Raw genomic sequence first — 16,381 nt, forward strand, 5'->3', positions numbered from 1 at the left:
GACCGGCCGGACCTACACCATCGTGCCCGGAACGATGTACCTGCTCGACGGGCACGAGCGGCACACCCTCAGGGTCAAGCGGGACTTCCGCTGCCATGTCGTCCTGGCCGATGGTGCTGGCGCTGAGCCTGATCGGGCTCTGGCCCGCACTCCTCCTGGCGGCCGTCGCGCTGCCGGGTGTCTGGTCCGCGCGCCCGGCCCGCCGTCGGGCTGCCGCGGGCGTGCTCGCGCAGTTGCTGGGGGCCGGTCGGGTCAGTGATCCGGCAGAGGCGCCCGCCCGTCCATCGCCGCCGCCATCGCCCGCGAGTCCCGCAGGACGGCCCGGACGAAGGCCGTACGGCGCAGACCGAGGGTGCGGAGGGCCGGGCCGTGGTCGTGGGCGACGACGAGGGCGGCGCCGGTGAGGAGGGCCTGCCAGGCGAGGGTGGCGGCGCGGCGGGCGAGGGCCGGGAAGGGGGCCAGGGACTCGCGCAGGCGGCGGCAGTGGAAGGGGACGTGACGCTGTTCGTCGGCGAGGACGCGGGCGGCGACCTCGGCGGTCAGCGGGTCCGGGGAGCCGTCGCGCAGGGCGCGGTAGTAGGGGAGCGCGACCGCCTCGGCGACCATCAGGACGAGCAGCTCCATGCGCAGCCCGAGCAGGCGGCGGAGGCGTACGAAGGCGGTGTCCGTCCAGTGGCCGGCGAGGGTCGGGGCGCCGGCCGCCGCGAGCAGACGGGCCAGAAGACGGGCGTGGTTCTGCTCCTCGGCGACGAACAGGGCGACCGCCTCGGTGTAGACCGGGTCGCCCGCCCGGCGGGCCTTCGCCCTGAGCTGGGCGCCGTCGCCGTCCTCGCCCACCTGGAAACGCTGCACGCTGCGGATCACCGCGGCCGGGAGCCGGGCGCCGCGTGCCCAGTCGGGGTCGCCCAGGGCCTCGCGGCGGGCGCGCTCGGTGGTGAAGGCGTCGACCCAGTCCTCGTACCCGTTCGTCGTGCGCTTGTTTTTGATCATGTTCAGGACGCTAGCGGCGATTGAGCGTGTTCAAAACGGCGTGGACCAAGTGGTGACAGAACCGGGACACGGAGCCGGAACACGGAGCCGGGACATGCGACGAAGCCCCCGGCGCCTCACCAGAGGCGCCGGGGGCTCTTCCTGTCGCGTTACGCGTTCGACCGCAGCGCCTGCACCAGCAGCGGCGCCACCAGGCGGACCTGCCAGGAACGGGCGCCATAGCCGGTGAGGGCCGCCTCGACCGCGTCCGGCGTCGCCTGCGACGGCGGCTCCCAGCAGACCCGGCGGACCGTGTCCGGGGTGATCAGGTTCTCCTGCGGGAGGTGCAGCTGCTCCGCGAGCGCCGAGACCGCGGCGCGGGCCGCGGAGAGGCGCGCGGCGGCCGCCGGGTCCTTGTCCGCCCAGGCGCGCGGCGGCGGCGGGCCCGCCGGCTGCTGCCCCGGCTGCGGCAGCTCCGCGTCCGGCAGCGCCTTCGCCCGGTCCACGGCCGCCTGCCACTGCTCCAGCTGCCGCCGGCTCATCCGCTGCCCGAAGCCGGGCAGCGCGGACAGCGCGGTCGCGTTCGGCGGCAGCGCGAGCGCGGCCTCGACGATCGCCGCGTCGCTCAGCACCTTGCCGGGGGAGACGTCGCGCCGCTGGGCGATCCGGTCACGGGTCGTCCACAGCTCCCGTACCACCGCCATCTGACGGCGCCGGCGCACCTTGTGCATGCCCGACGTACGGCGCCAGGGGTCCTTGCGCGGCGGCGCGGGCGGGGCCGAGGCGATCGAGTCGAACTCCTCAAGGGCCCACTCCAGCTTGCCCTGCCGGTCGAGCTCCTTCTCCAGCTCGTCGCGCAGGTCGACCAGGAGCTCCACGTCGAGCGCCGCGTACCGCAGCCACGGGTCGGGCAGCGGCCGGGTGGACCAGTCGACGGCGGAGTGACCCTTCTCCAGGGCGTAACCGAGGACCGACTCGACCATCGCCCCGAGGCCGACCCGCGGGAAGCCCGCGAGCCGCCCGGCCAGCTCGGTGTCGAAGAGCCGCGTCGGCAGCATGCCTATGTCCCGCAGACACGGCAGGTCCTGCGTCGCGGCGTGCAGGATCCACTCGGTGCCGTCGAGCGCCTCGCCGAGACCGGACAGATCGGGGCACCCCACCGGATCGATCAGGGCCGTGCCCGCGCCCTCGCGGCGGATCTGTACGAGATAGGCGCGCTGCCCGTAGCGATAGCCGGACGCCCGCTCGGCGTCGACGGCGACGGGCCCGCGTCCGGTCGCGAACGCCGCGACCACCTGGGCCAGGGCCTCGTCGGTCGCCACGACGGGCGGAATCCCCTCCCGGGGTTCGAGCAGTGGGATCGGCAGCCCACGCGGAGGGACGTTCTCGTCCGAGGGGGCGCCCCCGGTGGTTCGCAGTGCGGTGTCACTCGCGGTGTCTTGGGCGTCGGTCACCTGTCAAGGGTATCCGTCGATGGCAAGCGCCCGGCGACGGAACATTCAGAGGGAACGTTCCGTCGCCGGGCATCCGCCGTTCGGACCTGCCGGGGAGCGGGTCCTGCGACTCAGTGGATGATCCCCGTGCGCAGGGCCACCGCCACCATGCCCGCGCGGTCGCCGGTGCCCAGCTTGCGGGCGATGCGGGCCAGGTGGCTCTTCACGGTGAGGGCCGACAGGCCCATGGAGACGCCGATCGCCTTGTTCGACTGACCCTCGGCGACGAGGCGCAGGACCTCGACCTCGCGGCCGGAGAGCTCGCGGTAGCCGCCCGGGTGGCTCGGGGCACCCGGGGGGCGGCGGTGGCCGAGGCGGGCGGCCGCGGCGCCGATGGGGGCCGCGCCGGGGCGGGTGGGGTGCCCGATGTTGGTGCGGGTGCCGGTGACGACGTAACCCTTGACGCCGCCGGCGAGGGCGTTGCGCACGGCGCCGATGTCGTCGGCGGCGGAGAGGGCGAGGCCGTTGGGCCAGCCCGCCGCGCGGGTCTCGGACAGCAGGGTCAGACCGCTGCCGTCGGGCAGGTGGACGTCGGCCACGCAGATGTCGCGCGGATTGCCGACGCGGGGACGGGCCTCCGCGATGGACGACGCCTCGATGACATCACGCACCCCGAGCGCCCACAGGTGGCGGGTGACGGTGGAGCGGACGCGCGGGTCGGCCACGACGACCATGGCCGTCGGCTTGTTCGGGCGGTAGGCGACCAGGCTTGCGGGCTGCTCGAGGAGAACGGACACCAGGCCTCCTGGGGAAGGTGCGGGACGGAGCCGGCTCGGGGAAGAAGCCGGGGGGCGAACCCGTGCAGTGAAGGGGTCACTGACTCCTTCGGCAGCTGGACCGCCCGCCTTTAGAGAAAGATCACGATTTGGTGAGTAACAATTGGGGCAATTCGGACGCATGATCGATCATCGTACGAGCCTCACGCACCCACGATCCTTTCGAGGGAACGCGCGCGGGGCGTTCGACGCCCGTACGACACCCCTTCGGGTCCGAACGGGCTCCGGCCCCGCCCCCGACGCGACCGAATCTGTCCGAAAAGCGCCCCTCGCTCTCGGCGGAACCCGCCTCGAACCGCGCCTCGAAACCCGCCCTCGCTCGAAACCCGCCGCCGTCGTGCGCCACCCCCGAGGCCCCGTCCCGGCGCGCGTCCTACGCCTGCTGCGGCCCCCGTCGCTGCGGCAGCGACACCACACCCGCGCCCGAGGTCGTCCCCGCCCCCGGTCCCGTGCCCGGGCCCGTACCCAGGTCGGCCGGTGCCGGCGGCAGGCCCGCGACCTGGCACAGCAGGTCGCACCAGGCCGCCAGATGCGTCCCGGTGTCCGGCGCCCCGCCCGGGCCCTCCTGCGGCGTCCACGAGGCCCGGATCTCGATCTGGGTCGCCGGGCGGCGGTCCGCGAGTCCCCCGAAATAGTGGGAGCCCGCCATGGTGACGGTGCCGCTCGCCTCCCCGTACGCGAGGCCCCGCGCCTTGAGCGCGCCCGTCAGCCAGGACCAGCACACCTCGGGAAACAGCGGGTCGGCCGCCATCTCCGGCTCCAGCTCCGCCCGTACCAGCGTCACCAGCCGGAAGGTGCCCTTCCACGCCTCGTGCCCGGCCGGGTCGTGCAGCAGCACGAGCCGCCCGTCCGCCAGGTCCTCCCCGTCCGCCACCACTGCCGCCTCCAGGGCGTACGCGTGCGGGGCGAGCCGCTGCGGAGGCCGGGTCGGGTCGGCCTCGATCTCCGGTCGCAGCCGGGCCGCGCGCAGCCCCTCGACCGCGCGCCGGAACGCGGGCGGCACCGGGTCCGGCTCCGCCCGTCCCTCCCGAGCCTCCCGCCCATCCCGCCCTTCCCGCCCCTTCGGATCCGTGGGATTCATCCCGGGATTCACCCTGTCGCCCGCCGTCTGCCTCGTCCCTCGAATGCCGTCGGAATGATCGGAAAAATGTCCCTGAGCCGCAGCCATGCGGGGAAGAGTAGGCGGAACCGGGCCCGCGTGCGGGGAGGGACACCCGGGCCGGGCGAGCGGCTTCTCGCCACATGCGAAGATTCTGGGCGTGAGCGCCAACCACGGCCCCGAGGGGCAGCAGCCGAAGCACCAGCCGCAGACGTACGACTCCGCCTTCCTCAAGGCGTGCCGGCGGGAGGCCGTGCCGCACACGCCGGTCTGGTTCATGCGGCAGGCGGGCCGGTCCCTGCCCGAGTACCTCAAGGTCCGTGAGGGCATCCCCATGCTCGAGTCGTGCATGCGGCCCGAGCTGGTCACCGAGATCACGCTGCAGCCGGTCCGCCGGCACAAGGTCGACGCGGCGATCTACTTCAGCGACATCGTCGTCCCCCTCAAGGCCATCGGCGTCGACCTCGACATCAAGCCCGGCGTCGGCCCGGTCGTCGCCGAGCCGATCCGCACCCGCGCCGACCTGGCCCGGCTGCGCGACCTCACGCCGGAGGACGTGCACTACGTCACCGAGGCCATCGGCATGCTCACCGCCGAGCTCGGCTCCACCCCGCTGATCGGCTTCGCGGGCGCCCCGTTCACCCTCGCGAGCTACCTCGTCGAGGGCGGCCCGTCGCGCAACCACGAGCACACCAAGGCGCTGATGTACGGCGACCCGCAGCTGTGGGCCGACCTGCTCGACCGCCTCGCCGAGATCACCTCGGCCTTCCTCAAGGTGCAGATCGAGGCCGGCGCCTCCGCCGTCCAGCTCTTCGACTCCTGGGTCGGCGCCCTCGCCCCGGCCGACTACCGCCGCTCGGTCATGCCGGCCTCGGCGAAGGTCTTCGACGCGGTCGCCTCGTACGGCGTCCCGCGCATCCACTTCGGTGTCGGTACGGGCGAGCTGCTCGGCCTCATGGGCGAGGCGGGCGCCGACGTCGTGGGCGTCGACTGGCGCGTCCCGCTCGTCGAGGCCGCCCGCCGCGTCGGCCCCGGCAAGGCGCTCCAGGGCAACCTCGACCCGGCCGTGCTGTTCTCGACCCGGGAGGCCGTAGAGGCCAAGACGGACGAGGTCCTGGCCGCCGCGAAGGGCCTGGAGGGCCATGTCTTCAACCTCGGCCACGGCGTCCTGCCGACCACCGACCCGGAGGCCCTGACCCGGCTCGTCGACTACGTGCACACCCGCACGGCCCGCTGAGCCGCAGAGCCCGCCCCGGCACGGGCGCCGGCCATCCGGCGCCCGGCGCCTGACGTCCGGCCCGGACCCGCCGTCCGGCGGCCACCCCAGCGCCTGGCACCCGCCTGGGCAGCCCGGAGCTGACAGGCAGCCCGGGCCCAGCCCCGGCTCCTGGCACCCCGCCCCGGGGCCCGGCGCCCGCCCGGGCAAGCCCGGTGCTCACACCCGGCCCGGCGCCATCACCTCCAGGCCGCCCTGACGCCGACGGCTGTCACCCCGCCGCCCGGACCGCCGTCACCGCCTTGCGGGCCGCCACCAGGACCGGGTCCCACACCGGGGAGAACGGGGGCGCGTAGCCGAGGTCCAGGGCGGTCATCTGCTCGACCGTCATCCCGGCCGTCAGTGCCACCGCCGCGATGTCCACCCGCTTCGCCGCGCCCTCGCGGCCCACGATCTGCACCCCGAGCAGCCGGCCGGTGCGCCGCTCCGCGAGCATCTTCACCGTCATCAGGGCCGCGCCCGGGTAGTAGCCCGCGCGGCTCGTCGACTCCACGGTGACCGTCACGTACCGCAGCCCGACCTCGCGGGCGTCCTTCTCCCGCAGCCCGGTGCGGGCGATCTCCAGGTCGCACACCTTCGAGACCGCCGTGCCGACCACGCCCGGGAAGGTCGCGTACCCGCCGCCCACGTTCGAGCCGATGACCTGGCCGTGCTTGTTCGCGTGCGTGCCGAGCGGGACGTGCCGCTCGCGGCCCGACACCAGGTCGAGGACCTCCACGCAGTCGCCGCCCGCCCACACGTTCTCGTGCCCGCGCACCCGCATCGACAGATCGGTGAGCAGCCCGCCGTACGCGCCGAGCGGCAGCCCCGCCGCCCGCGCGAGCGCCGTCTCCGGCACCACGCCCGTACCGAGCACGACCACGTCCGCCGGGTACTCGCCCGCGTCCGTCGCCACCGCCCGGACCCGCCCGTCCGCACCGGTGAGGACCTTCGTCACCGGCGACGAACCGACGGTGGTGATGCCGAGGCCGTCCATCGCCTCGTGCACCAGCCGCCCCATGTCCGGGTCGAGCGTCGCCATCGGCTGCTCGCCCCGGTTCAGGACCGTCACCTCGAAGCCGTGGCCGAGCAGCGCCTCCGCCATCTCCACGCCGATGTAACCGGCGCCGACCACGACCGCCCTCCGCCCCCTGGCCCGGGCCAGCGACTCGAGAAGGGCCTGCCCGTCGTCCAGGGTCTGCACGCCGTGCACGCCGGGCGCGTCGATGCCCGGCAGCGGCGGGCGCAGCGGCCGCGCGCCGGTCGCGATCACCAGCTTGTCGAAGCCGGTCCAGGTCTCCGTGCCCGACTCCAGGTCCCGGGCGCGCACCCGCTGTCCTGCGACATCGATCTCGACGACCTCCGTCCGGGTGCGCAGATCGATGTCCCGCGCCCGGTGCTCCTCGGGGCTGCGGGCGATCAGCTTGTCCCGTACGGGTACGTCGCCGCCGACCCAGTACGGGATGCCGCAGGCCGAGTACGAGCTGAAGTGCCCGCGCTCGAACGCGACGATCTCCAGCTCCTCCGGCCCCTTGAGCCTGCGTGCCTGCGAGGCGGCCGACATCCCCGCCGCGTCGCCCCCGATGACCACCAGTCGTTCGCTCATACGAACACGCTACGACGCAGGGCCCGTTCGGCAGAGCCTGTCCGGTAGGGGCCGTTCGGCCCGGGCCCTTCGGCCAGGGCTCGGACCGGGCCGACCCGGGCGATTTGAGAGAGTGGTCCCATGAGCATGAGCCCCATGAACGCGAACGCACAGCAGGCTGCGGCCGGCCCCGCGGGCGGTCTCTCGGCCGGTCCCGTGGTCGTCGTCGTGGGCGGTGGCATCTCTGGTCTCGCCGCCGCGCACCGCCTCGTCACCGCCGGCGCCCGGGTGACCCTCCTGGAGGGCGGCGACCGGCTCGGCGGGAAGCTGCGCGCCGGGGAGATCGCCGGCGCCGCGGTCGACCTCGGCGCCGAGTCGCTGCTCGCCCGCCGCCCCGAGGCCGTCGCGCTCGCCCGGCGGGTCGGCCTCGCCGACCGGATCCAGGCCCCCGCCACCACCACGGCCTCCGTCTGGTCCCGCGGTGAGCTCATCCCCATGCCCAAGGGCCATGTCATGGGCGTCCCCGCCGACGGCGGCGCCGTCGAGGGGCTGCTCTCCGCCGAAGGGATCGAGCGGATCGGCCGCGACGCCGAGCTCCCGCCGACCGAGATCGGCGACGACATCGCCATCGGCGCGTACGTCGCCGAGCGCATGGGCCACGAGGTCGTGGACCGGCTCGTCGAACCCCTGCTCGGCGGGGTGTACGCGGGCGACGCGTACCGCATCTCCATGAAGGCCGCCGTCCCCGCGCTCTTCGAGGCCGCGCGCACCCACGCCACCCTCGGCGAGGCCGTCCGCGCCGTGCAGCGGGCCGGCGCCGCCACCCCGACCGACGCGGCCGGCGCCGGTACCGGGATCGGCGGGTCCGGCCTCGGCGGTGCCCCCTTCGCCGGCCTCGAAGGCGGCGTCGGCACCCTGCCGCTCGCCGTCGCCGACGCGATCCGCGCCGCCGGCGGCGAGATCCTGACCGGCACCCCCGTGACCGCGCTCCACCGCACCGGCGAGACCGGCGGCTGGCAGGTCGTGACCCCGGAGCGCACGTACACCGCCGACGCCGTCGTCCTCGCCACCCCCGCCGGGCCCACCGCCGCGCTGCTCGGCGCCCACGCCCCCGCCGCGGCCGCCGAGCTCGGCGCCGTCGAGTACGCCTCGATGGCCCTGGTCACCCTCGCCTTCCGGCGTGCCGACCTCCCCGCGCTCCCCGGATCCGCGCTCCCCGGATCCGGCTTCCTGGTACCGCCCGTCGACGGCCACACCATCAAGGCCTCCACCTTCGCCAGCCAGAAGTGGCGCTGGGTGAGCGAGGGCGCCCCCGACCTCTTCGTGCTTCGCACCTCCGTCGGCCGGTACGGCGAGGAGGAGCAGGCGCACCGCGAGGACGCCGACCTGGTCGACGTCTCCCTCAAGGACCTGGCCGCCGCCACCGGGCTCGCCGCCCGGCCGGTCGCCTCCACCGTGACCCGCTGGATCGGCGGCCTGCCGCAGTACCCGGTCGGCCACCTCGCCCGCGTCGAGCGGATCCGCGCCGCCGTCGCCGGCCTGCCCGGCCTGGCCCTCGCCGGCGCCGTCTACGAGGGCGTCGGCATCCCCGCCTGCGTCGCCTCGGCCGAGCGCGCGGCGGACGAGATCATCGCCACGTCGAAAACCACCCACCCTGGTGCAGGGCACGCATCGTGAAGGGCGAGAATAGGCGTATGAGTGCGCCCGAAAAGATCCCGAACGCCGGTAAGAAGGCGAAGGACCTCAACGAGGTCATCCGCTACACCCTGTGGTCTGTGTTCAAGCTGCGCGACGTTCTGCCCGAGGACCGGAGCGGCTACGCCGACGAGGTCCAGGAGCTGTTCGACCAGCTCGCCGCCAAGGACATCACGATCCGCGGCACGTACGACCTGTCCGGTCTGCGCGCCGACGCCGACGTGATGATCTGGTGGCACGCCGAGACGAGCGACGAGCTCCAGGAGGCGTACAGCCTCTTCCGCCGTACGAAGCTGGGCCGCGCCCTGGAGCCGGTCTGGTCGAACATGGCGCTGCACCGCCCCGCCGAGTTCAACAAGTCGCACATCCCGGCCTTCCTGGCCGACGAGACCCCGCGCGACTACGTCTCGGTCTACCCGTTCGTGCGCTCCTACGACTGGTACGTGCTGCCGGACGAGGACCGCCGCCGGATGCTCGCCGACCACGGCAAGATGGCCCGTGGCTTCCCGGACGTGCGCGCCAACACGGTCGCCTCGTTCGCGCTCGGCGACTACGAGTGGATCCTCGCCTTCGAGGCCGACGAGCTGCACCGCATCGTCGACCTCATGCGTCACCTGCGGGGCTCCGAGGCGCGGCTGCACGTCCGCGAGGAGATCCCGTTCTACACCGGCCGCCGCAAGAGCGTCGCCGACCTGGTGGCGAGCCTGGCCTGACGGCCCCCGTCACCGTTGACCCGGTCACCGCCCGGCGCCCAGCCGGGCGGTGACCCCTTGACCCGGAAGATCAGACGGCGGGCGAAGCCTCGCCTGCCGCTCCAGCGACACCGGGTCCGGCTCCGGGTGCGGCGCGCATGACGCGCGCCGCACCGGCGTCCCTTCCGCAGGGACCGTTTCCGCGTCCGGTACGGCCCCGTCGAGCAGATAGCGCTCCAGGTAGCCGTTCACGCAGGCGTTCGGGCCGCCCCCGATGCCGTGCGACCCGGCGTTCCGCTCGGTCACGAGCGCCGCACCGCCCAGCCTGCGCTGCAGCTCCAGGGCCCCCTCGTACGGCGCCGCCGCGTCCCGCTCGGCCGCCAGGATCAGCACCGGCGGCAGCACGCCCGCCCCGGTCCGTACGTCGAGCGGCTTCTGCCGCGGCCCCTTCCAGTACGCGCAGGGCAGGTTCGCCCACACGTTGTCCCAGGTCTCGAACGGGGCCTGCCGCGCGAGCCGGGTGTTGTCCCGGTCCCAGAGCGCGAAGTCCTCCGGCCACGGCGCGTCGTTGCACTCCACCGCCGTGTAGACGGCCCCCGCGTTCCCCGGATCCGCGACCTCGGCACCCTCCGCACGACCGGGCGGCGGATCGGCCGGGCCCGCCTGGGCGACCAGCGGCTTCGGATCGCCCTTCAGATACGCGCCGAGGGCGCCCGCCCGCGCGGACCAGAACCGGTCGTCGTACAGCGCCTGCAGCATCGCCGAGTGCAGCTGCCCGGGACCGACCTTCCCGCCCGCCGGCGCGGCGGCCAGCTCGGCCCGTACCTTCTCGTAGCTCCGGGCCACCTCGGCGGACGTCGTGCCCAGTCCGTAGACCTTGTCGTGCCGGGCCGCCCAGGTGCGGAAGTCCGTCCAGCGCCGCTCGAAGGCGAGCGACTGGTCGAGGTTGTTCACGTACCAGATCTGCTGCGGCGCCGGGTTCACCGGAGCGTCGAAGACCATCCGGCGCACCCGGTGCGGGAACAGCGTCGCGTAGAGCGCCCCGAAGTACGTGCCGTAGGACGCGCCCATGAACGTGAGCCGCCGCTCGCCGAGCGCCGCCCGCAGCACCTCCAGGTCACGGGCGTTGTTCAGCGAGTGGTAGTGGCGCAGGGCCGCGCCGGTGCGGCGCGCGCAGCCCTGCGCGTACGTCTTGGCGCGCGCGATCCGCTCCTGCTTGAACACCTCGGACGGCAGCGTCGGCGCGAGCGTCGGGCCCTTCGTACGGTCGGCCGGGTCCTGGCAGGACACCGGCGCCGACCGGCCCACCCCGCGCGGGGCGTAGCCGACCAGGTCGTACGCGGCGGAGATCCGCTGCCAGGCCGGGAGCCCGGCGGCCAGCGGGAAGTACGTCGAGGAGGCGCCCGGCCCGCCCGGGTTGTAGACGAGCGCGCCCTGCCGGCCGGCCGCCGGGCCGGAGGCCTTGACCCGGCTCACGGTGAGCGGGATGCGGGTGCCGTCGGGGCGGGCGTAGTCCAGGGGTACGCGCACGGTGCCGCACTCCACCGGCTCCGGCAGCTTCTCCGCCGCCGGGCACGGCCCGAAGACGATCCCCTCGGCGGCCGCGGCGCGGGCGGCGACGGCGACGCCGCGGCTCTCGGCGGGCGGGGCGTCGGCGCGGGGCGGCGCGGCGGCGAGGGCGGCCGGGGCGGAGAGCGCGGCCGGCGTGGTGAGCGCGGCCGGCGTGGTGAGGAGGGCGGACAGCACGAGCGCGGCGGACTTCATGCGCCATGTTCGGCGCGAGGCGCCGCCCGGGTAAAGGATCTACGGCAGGTGTCGGGTGTCCTCTACCCGAAAGGGTGTCCGAAAGGCCGCACGCAGCTCGGGTTCGAGCACCGCCGTGCCCCGCCGGGCGAGCGCCGTCATCGGGTCGCGCGGCGAGAGCTCCGCGAGCAGCCGGCGCCCGGCGGGGGAGGCCCAGCAGCCGGGCGCGTCGGCCCGCGCGACGAGCAGGCACAGTCCGGCGGCTACCAGCGGCAGCGCGAACCAGGCGAGGACCGGCACCCGTTCACCCGCCGGTACGAGGAGCGCGGCCGCCGTGCCGAGCCCCAGGGTCAGCAGGAACGCGTCCCGCAGCCCCCGGGCGCCCGCCGCCGACGTGCGCCGCGCGGGCTCCGGGAGCGCGAGCCCGCGTGCGACCAGGCCGTCCGCGAGCGCCCGTACGACCGCCGCGTCGGCGACCAGCGGCCGTACGACCGGGATCGGCGACTGCCCGTCCGGTCCGATCGCGCCGAGTACCGCCCGTTCGAGGTCGTCGCGCCCGCCGCCCGCGTCCACGACCGTCGCCCACCCCGTGTGCGCGAGCAGCACGAGGCGTGCCCGGTGCAGGCTCACCAGGGTCAGGTCGGCGACCCGCAGCGGCCCGCCCGCGAGGTACGCGGCCTCCAGGACCGTCAGGTCCGGCGTCGCCCGCTGCCCGAGGAGGTCGGCCGTGACGGCGTCCCGGCAGGCCCGCGCACAGGCGATGCCGGTGACCACGAGGGCGACGAGGAACAGCGGGACCCAGACCATGATCCTTTTGTACGGGAGCGGGGCCGGGCCCGCCACCGGAATCCGCTCCGGTGGCCGTCCGCGGTCAGGAGCTGGAGCCGCAGCTGCTGGACGAACAGCTGCTGGAGGAGGAGCAGGAACTGCTTGACGAGGACGAGCACGAGGACGAGGACGAGCACGAGCTGCCACTGGACGAGGAGCAGCCGCTGACGCCCCCGCCCCCGGAGCAGGAGCTGCCGCCGGAGCACGAACTCCCGCCGCCCCCGCAGCCGCCACCCTCGCCGCCGGCCGCCGCCGCGCACCACATCACGGGAATCAGGGCGGCGTCGGACGAGGACGAGTGGGAGGAGTGCGCGGAGGCATGGCGCGCGGAGGTGTGGCGCGAGGAGGAGCGGCGGGGCGGGCTCGCCGGGCGGTAGGTGCGGGCCGTCGTCGCCAGCTGCTCGCGCAGCAGGGGGTCGGGCAGCCCGGGAAGACCCCGCAGGGCCACGAGCAGGGCCGGGTCCACGACGGCCTGCGCCCGGGCGAACGCGTCGACCGCCGCCCGTCCGGCCGGGGTGACCCGCCGCCGCGCCGCGACCCCGCACATCACGGCCGCGGTCAGCGTGACCGCGAGCACCGGAAGGACCTTCAGGACGAAGGGCACGTGGCTCCCCGAGCCGATGAGTCCGACCAGCGTGAACATCAGGGCGAAGGCCGTCGCCATGAAGCCGAGCAGCATGAGGACGCCGCCCCACGCCGCCGCCGAGCGGCGCTCCCTCGGCTCCATGATCAGCCCGCGCGCGGCGAGCGCGTCGCCGGTCTCCTGCACCGCCGGGTGCCGCATCACGGCGAACCGCAGCGGCCCGAGCGCCCCGGTCGGGGCGGCCGACAGCTCCTGGAGCACGGCCCGTTCGACCGGGTCGTACGCCGTCGGCCGCAGCACCTGCACGATCCCGGGGCCGCCGACCGTGATCCGCCCGTCCGCGTGCAGGGCGGTGATCGCGGTGTCGGCGACCCTCGCCGGGCCGCCGTTGAGGAACGCCACCTCGTAGCGGTCGTGGACCGCCCCGCCGGGCGGGGTGCGCCGGAGCCGGGTCAGCTTGACCAGGAGGACGGCGGCGAGCGGTCCGAAGACCAGGTAGTAGACCAAGGCCAGTGCGTTCATCGGCTGCTCACCTCAGCTGCTGCTGCCCGAGGGCCTCGCCCCAGGGCGGTACGGATCCGGTGCCCGAGCCGGGCCGCGGGGCCGGGCGGCCGGATGCCCGCCCGTTCCCGCCACCAGGCGGTCAGACGTGTGCGCGCGGCCGGGTCCTCGGGGCGGCCGGAGATGAGCAGCTCCTCGACGAAGTCGAGGGCGTCGTGCCGGTAGCCGTCCGCCATGGGGCGCTTGCGGGCGTACGCGAGGAAGGCCGGCCGGTACCCGTCGCCGAGGATCTCCGGCAGCTCGGGCGCCACCTTCGCGACCACGTCCGCCCGCTTGGCCGCGAGCGCCCGGCTCTGCACGCCGAGCCGCTTGACGTCGAAGCCCTCCGGAGCGGGCGTTCCGGCGACGAGCGCGGACAGCAGCGCCGCCTCGGCGAGGCCGACCCGCTGCCGGGCCACCTCGTCGGGGACGGCGGGGCGGGCGGCGCGCGGGGCGCGGGCGGCGCGGGAGGCGCGGGGGGCCGGAACACGGGTGGCCGGGGCCGGGACCGTATTGGTCGCCGTCTCCGTCTCCGTCTCCGTCTCCGAAGCCGAGGCCCTGGGCCGTACGGGCATCGGGCCGCCCGACACCCTCGCCCCCGCGCCGATCAGCAGCGGGCGCGGCCGGGCGGTCTCCACCGTCGTACGGATCGCCGCCAGCTCGGCGGCCAGCACTTCCGGCGCCGGGAACCGGTCGTCCCGCTCAAGCAGCACGCCCGGCGGCGCGACCCGGGCGGCCAGGTCCGCGAGTACGTCGAGGACCGCGGGCGGCACCGGGTGGGCGTGGGTGTCGTGCCAGACCCCGTCGCGTTCCAGGCCGCCCGCCACGTGCACGTACGCGAGGGCCTCGACCGGCAGCGCGGCGAGCGCCTCGGCCGGGTCCTCGCCCCGGTTGACCCGGTTGGTGTGCAGATTGGCCACGTCGATCAGGAGCCGCACCCCCGTGCGCTCCACCAGCTCCGCCAGGAACTGCCCCTCCGTCAGCTCCTCGCCCGGCCAGGCGACCAGGGCGGCGATGTTCTCCAGGGCGAGCGGCACGGGCAGCGCGTCCTGCGCGATCCGCACGTTCTCGCAGAGCACGTCGAGCGCCTCCCAGGTGCGCGGTACGGGCAGCAGATGCCCGGCCTCCAGGAGCGGTGTCGCGGTCACCGGGCCCCCGGCCCGTACGAACGCGATGTGCTCCGTCACCAGCGGCGCCCCCAGCGCCTCCGCCTTCCGCGCGAGCGCGTCGAGCCGCCCGGCGTCGGGCCGGTCCGCCCCGCCGAGCCCCAGCGACACCCCGTGCGGCACGACGGTGACCCCGCGCGCCTTCAGCCGTACCAGGGAGTCGGGCAGGTGCTCGGCGCAGATGTTCTCGGCCACGACCTCGACCCAGTCGACCCCGGGCAGCGCCTCGACCGCGTCCGCGATCTCCGGCCGCCACCCGATCCCGACCCCGAGCCGGGTGCCGTCCCCCGTGCCTTCCATCATGTTCCCCCTCGATCGGTCACTCGGTCCCAGACGTGATGGCCCGGAAACGCGGGTCCGAATCCGGAGGAGGAGACGTTCAGAGCTTGATTTGAGGTTCTCGCCAGGGGAGCAGTCCAGGAACGACGACACCGTCCTCCGGCCGCTGGGCGTTCCTCGCCCGCCCCGTCAGGCGCCGCCGGCTGCCCGGATCCCGAGGGCCGGGTACTCCGAGGCGACCGTGTACGAACCCGGCGCGATCTCCGTGAAGCCCGCGTCCCGGACCACCGGCAGGCCGGCCGGGGCCGAGGTGAGGAGTCGCCAGTGGGCCGGGTCGGCGGTGCGGACCACGAGGGGGAAGCCGGCGGCGCGCCAGGTCTCGCGGTCGGCGTCGGAGAGGCGCCACCACAGCAGTTGGGCCCCGTGGCCGGTCTGCGCCATCGTCTTGCCGGCCGACATGCCGAGTTCCGGGTTGAGCCACAGGACGGCCGCGTCCGCCGGGACCGGGCCGGGTTCGGCCGGGTCCTCCAGGTCGGTGCCGGAGACCTGGAGGCGGGCCAGGTCCTTGGGCCAGCCGTCCAGCGGGACCGGCGGGAAGACCCGTACCTCCGTGCCCTGAGCACTCGTCACCGTGAGGCCCGGAAGCGCCTCCGCACGCCGCCACTCCGCGCCGCGCGCCCGGCGGACCACCTTGCGGATGCGGGCGTCCTGCCAGTCCTCGATGGCCCGCGCCCACTCGCCGTCGCCCACCGAGCGCTCGTCGGACAGGATCGCCAGGACCGCGCGGGCCGAGGTCTCCAGGGCGTCGGTACGGGCCGGGGGCGCGTCGCGCTCGATGCGGACCACGAGCGGGAGGACGAACTGCGGCTTCTCGTCGCGGGGGTCGTCGTCGGTCCGGTCGCGGGGGTCGTTGCTGCTCACCCGGCAAGTCTGCCACCGCCCCATGAACACCTTCCTTGTGGGAACGGGACGTTCCGGGACAGGATGCCGCCATGAAGAGCGATCTTTTCAACAAGGAATTCCTCGCCGAGGCGGCGCCGATACCGGGGATGACCCTCCAGAACGCCAAGTCGGTCAAGTACACCGTGAACGGGGAGATGCACGCCCGGCAGGGCTCCATGGTCGCCTTCCGGGGGAACCTGCAGTTCGAGCACAAGAGCCAGGGCCTCGGCGGGCTGCTCAAGCGCGCCGTGACGGGCGAGGGCCTGGCGCTGATGGCCGTACGCGGCCAGGGCGAGGCCTGGTTCGCGCACGAGGCGCAGAACTGCTTCATCGTCGAGGTCGAGCAGGGCGACGCGCTCACCGTCAACGGCCGCAACGTGCTGTGCTTCGACGCCACGCTGCACTACGAGATCAAGACCGTGAAGGGCGCCGGAATGACCGGCGGCGGCCTGTTCAACAGCGTCTTCACCGGGTACGGCAAGCTGGCCCTGATGTGCGAGGGCAACCCCATCGTCATCCCGGTCACCCCGCAGGCCCCGGTCTTCGTCGACACCGACGCCGTCGTCGGCTGGAGCGCCGCGCTGCAGACCTCGCTGCACCGCTCGCAGTCCTTCGGCTCGATGATCCGCGGCGGTTCGGGCGAGGCGGTCCAGCTGCGGCTGGACGGCCAGGGCTTCGTCATCGTGCGCCCGAGCGAGGCGGTCCCGCAGAAGGTCTCCAACTGATGAGGAAGGCG

At 74.7% G+C, this 16,381-nt stretch carries 14 protein-coding genes and 1 pseudogene; 5 read left to right on the forward strand and 10 right to left on the reverse strand.

The genetic code is table 11. The features are described from left to right. Positions 1–94 (forward strand): annotated as a pseudogene (locus AB0C73_RS30625) (ectoine synthase); the annotation flags it as partial. A 158-nt stretch (positions 95–252) separates the two neighbouring features. On the opposite strand, the gene AB0C73_RS30630 reads toward AB0C73_RS30625, so the two are convergent. From AB0C73_RS30630 to AB0C73_RS30645, 4 genes are all read right to left on the reverse strand, one after another. Further along, a complete protein-coding gene (locus AB0C73_RS30630) occupies positions 253–990 on the reverse strand; it encodes a ferritin-like domain-containing protein (RefSeq protein WP_362536503.1) in 738 nt (245 codons plus the stop codon). A 149-nt stretch (positions 991–1,139) separates the two neighbouring features. Next, the gene (locus AB0C73_RS30635) at positions 1,140–2,423 is read right to left on the reverse strand and encodes a ribonuclease D (RefSeq protein WP_362536505.1); all 1,284 of its coding nucleotides are present in this window, start codon (positions 2,421–2,423) and stop codon (positions 1,140–1,142) included. Positions 2,424–2,533: 110 nt separating this feature from the next. Next, positions 2,534–3,199: a response regulator transcription factor gene (locus AB0C73_RS30640; protein WP_015037008.1), complete on the reverse strand. Its 666-nt coding sequence runs from the start codon at positions 3,197–3,199 to the stop codon at positions 2,534–2,536. 412 nt (positions 3,200–3,611) lie between these two features. Continuing rightward, complete coding sequence (locus AB0C73_RS30645) at positions 3,612–4,406, reverse strand: DUF3000 domain-containing protein (RefSeq protein ID WP_362536506.1); 795 nt, start codon at positions 4,404–4,406, stop codon at positions 3,612–3,614. Positions 4,407–4,497: 91 nt separating this feature from the next. On the opposite strand from AB0C73_RS30645, the gene hemE reads away from it, so the two are divergent. Then, positions 4,498–5,574, forward strand: a complete 1,077-nt coding sequence (hemE, locus tag AB0C73_RS30650) for a uroporphyrinogen decarboxylase (RefSeq protein WP_362536508.1) — start codon at positions 4,498–4,500, stop codon at positions 5,572–5,574. 250 nt (positions 5,575–5,824) lie between these two features. On the opposite strand, the gene AB0C73_RS30655 is transcribed toward hemE, so the two are convergent. Then, positions 5,825–7,198, reverse strand: a complete 1,374-nt coding sequence (locus tag AB0C73_RS30655) for an FAD-dependent oxidoreductase (RefSeq protein ID WP_362536510.1) — start codon at positions 7,196–7,198, stop codon at positions 5,825–5,827. A gap of 135 nt (positions 7,199–7,333) precedes the next feature. Here AB0C73_RS30655 and hemG point away from each other — a divergent pair, with 135 nt between their 5' ends. Continuing rightward, complete coding sequence (gene hemG, locus AB0C73_RS30660) at positions 7,334–8,854, forward strand: protoporphyrinogen oxidase (RefSeq protein WP_362536511.1); 1,521 nt, start codon at positions 7,334–7,336, stop codon at positions 8,852–8,854. Positions 8,855–8,871: 17 nt separating this feature from the next. Then, positions 8,872–9,585: a hydrogen peroxide-dependent heme synthase gene (hemQ, locus tag AB0C73_RS30665; protein ID WP_362536513.1), complete on the forward strand. Its 714-nt coding sequence runs from the start codon at positions 8,872–8,874 to the stop codon at positions 9,583–9,585. A gap of 24 nt (positions 9,586–9,609) precedes the next feature. Here hemQ and AB0C73_RS30670 read toward each other — a convergent pair whose 3' ends face one another. The 5 genes from AB0C73_RS30670 to AB0C73_RS30690 all read right to left on the reverse strand — a co-directional run bounded on the left by AB0C73_RS30670 (position 9,610) and on the right by AB0C73_RS30690 (position 15,624). After that, a complete protein-coding gene (locus AB0C73_RS30670; protein ID WP_362536515.1) occupies positions 9,610–11,328 on the reverse strand; it encodes an alpha/beta hydrolase in 1,719 nt (572 codons plus the stop codon). 39 nt (positions 11,329–11,367) lie between these two features. Further along, on the reverse strand, positions 11,368–12,114 hold the full coding sequence (locus AB0C73_RS30675; RefSeq protein WP_362536517.1) for a TIGR04222 domain-containing membrane protein: 747 nt from the start codon (positions 12,112–12,114) through the stop codon (positions 11,368–11,370). A gap of 64 nt (positions 12,115–12,178) precedes the next feature. Next, on the reverse strand, positions 12,179–13,240 hold the full coding sequence (locus AB0C73_RS30680) for a TIGR04222 domain-containing membrane protein (RefSeq protein ID WP_362536518.1): 1,062 nt from the start codon (positions 13,238–13,240) through the stop codon (positions 12,179–12,181). Next, complete coding sequence (locus tag AB0C73_RS30685; RefSeq protein WP_362536520.1) at positions 13,237–14,727, reverse strand: DUF692 domain-containing protein; 1,491 nt, start codon at positions 14,725–14,727, stop codon at positions 13,237–13,239. The genes AB0C73_RS30680 and AB0C73_RS30685 overlap by 4 nt, the downstream gene beginning before the upstream one ends. A gap of 165 nt (positions 14,728–14,892) precedes the next feature. After that, complete coding sequence (locus tag AB0C73_RS30690; protein ID WP_362536522.1) at positions 14,893–15,624, reverse strand: peptidyl-tRNA hydrolase; 732 nt, start codon at positions 15,622–15,624, stop codon at positions 14,893–14,895. 71 nt (positions 15,625–15,695) lie between these two features. Between AB0C73_RS30690 and AB0C73_RS30695 the strand changes: the two genes are divergently transcribed. Beyond that, entirely contained in the window at positions 15,696–16,370 is a 675-nt protein-coding gene (locus AB0C73_RS30695) for an AIM24 family protein (protein ID WP_362536524.1), read from the forward strand. Positions 16,371–16,381 lie beyond the last annotated feature (11 nt).

The sequence above is a fragment of the Streptomyces sp. NPDC048623 genome (assembly GCF_040650755.1).
Taxonomy (GTDB): domain Bacteria; phylum Actinomycetota; class Actinomycetes; order Streptomycetales; family Streptomycetaceae; genus Streptomyces.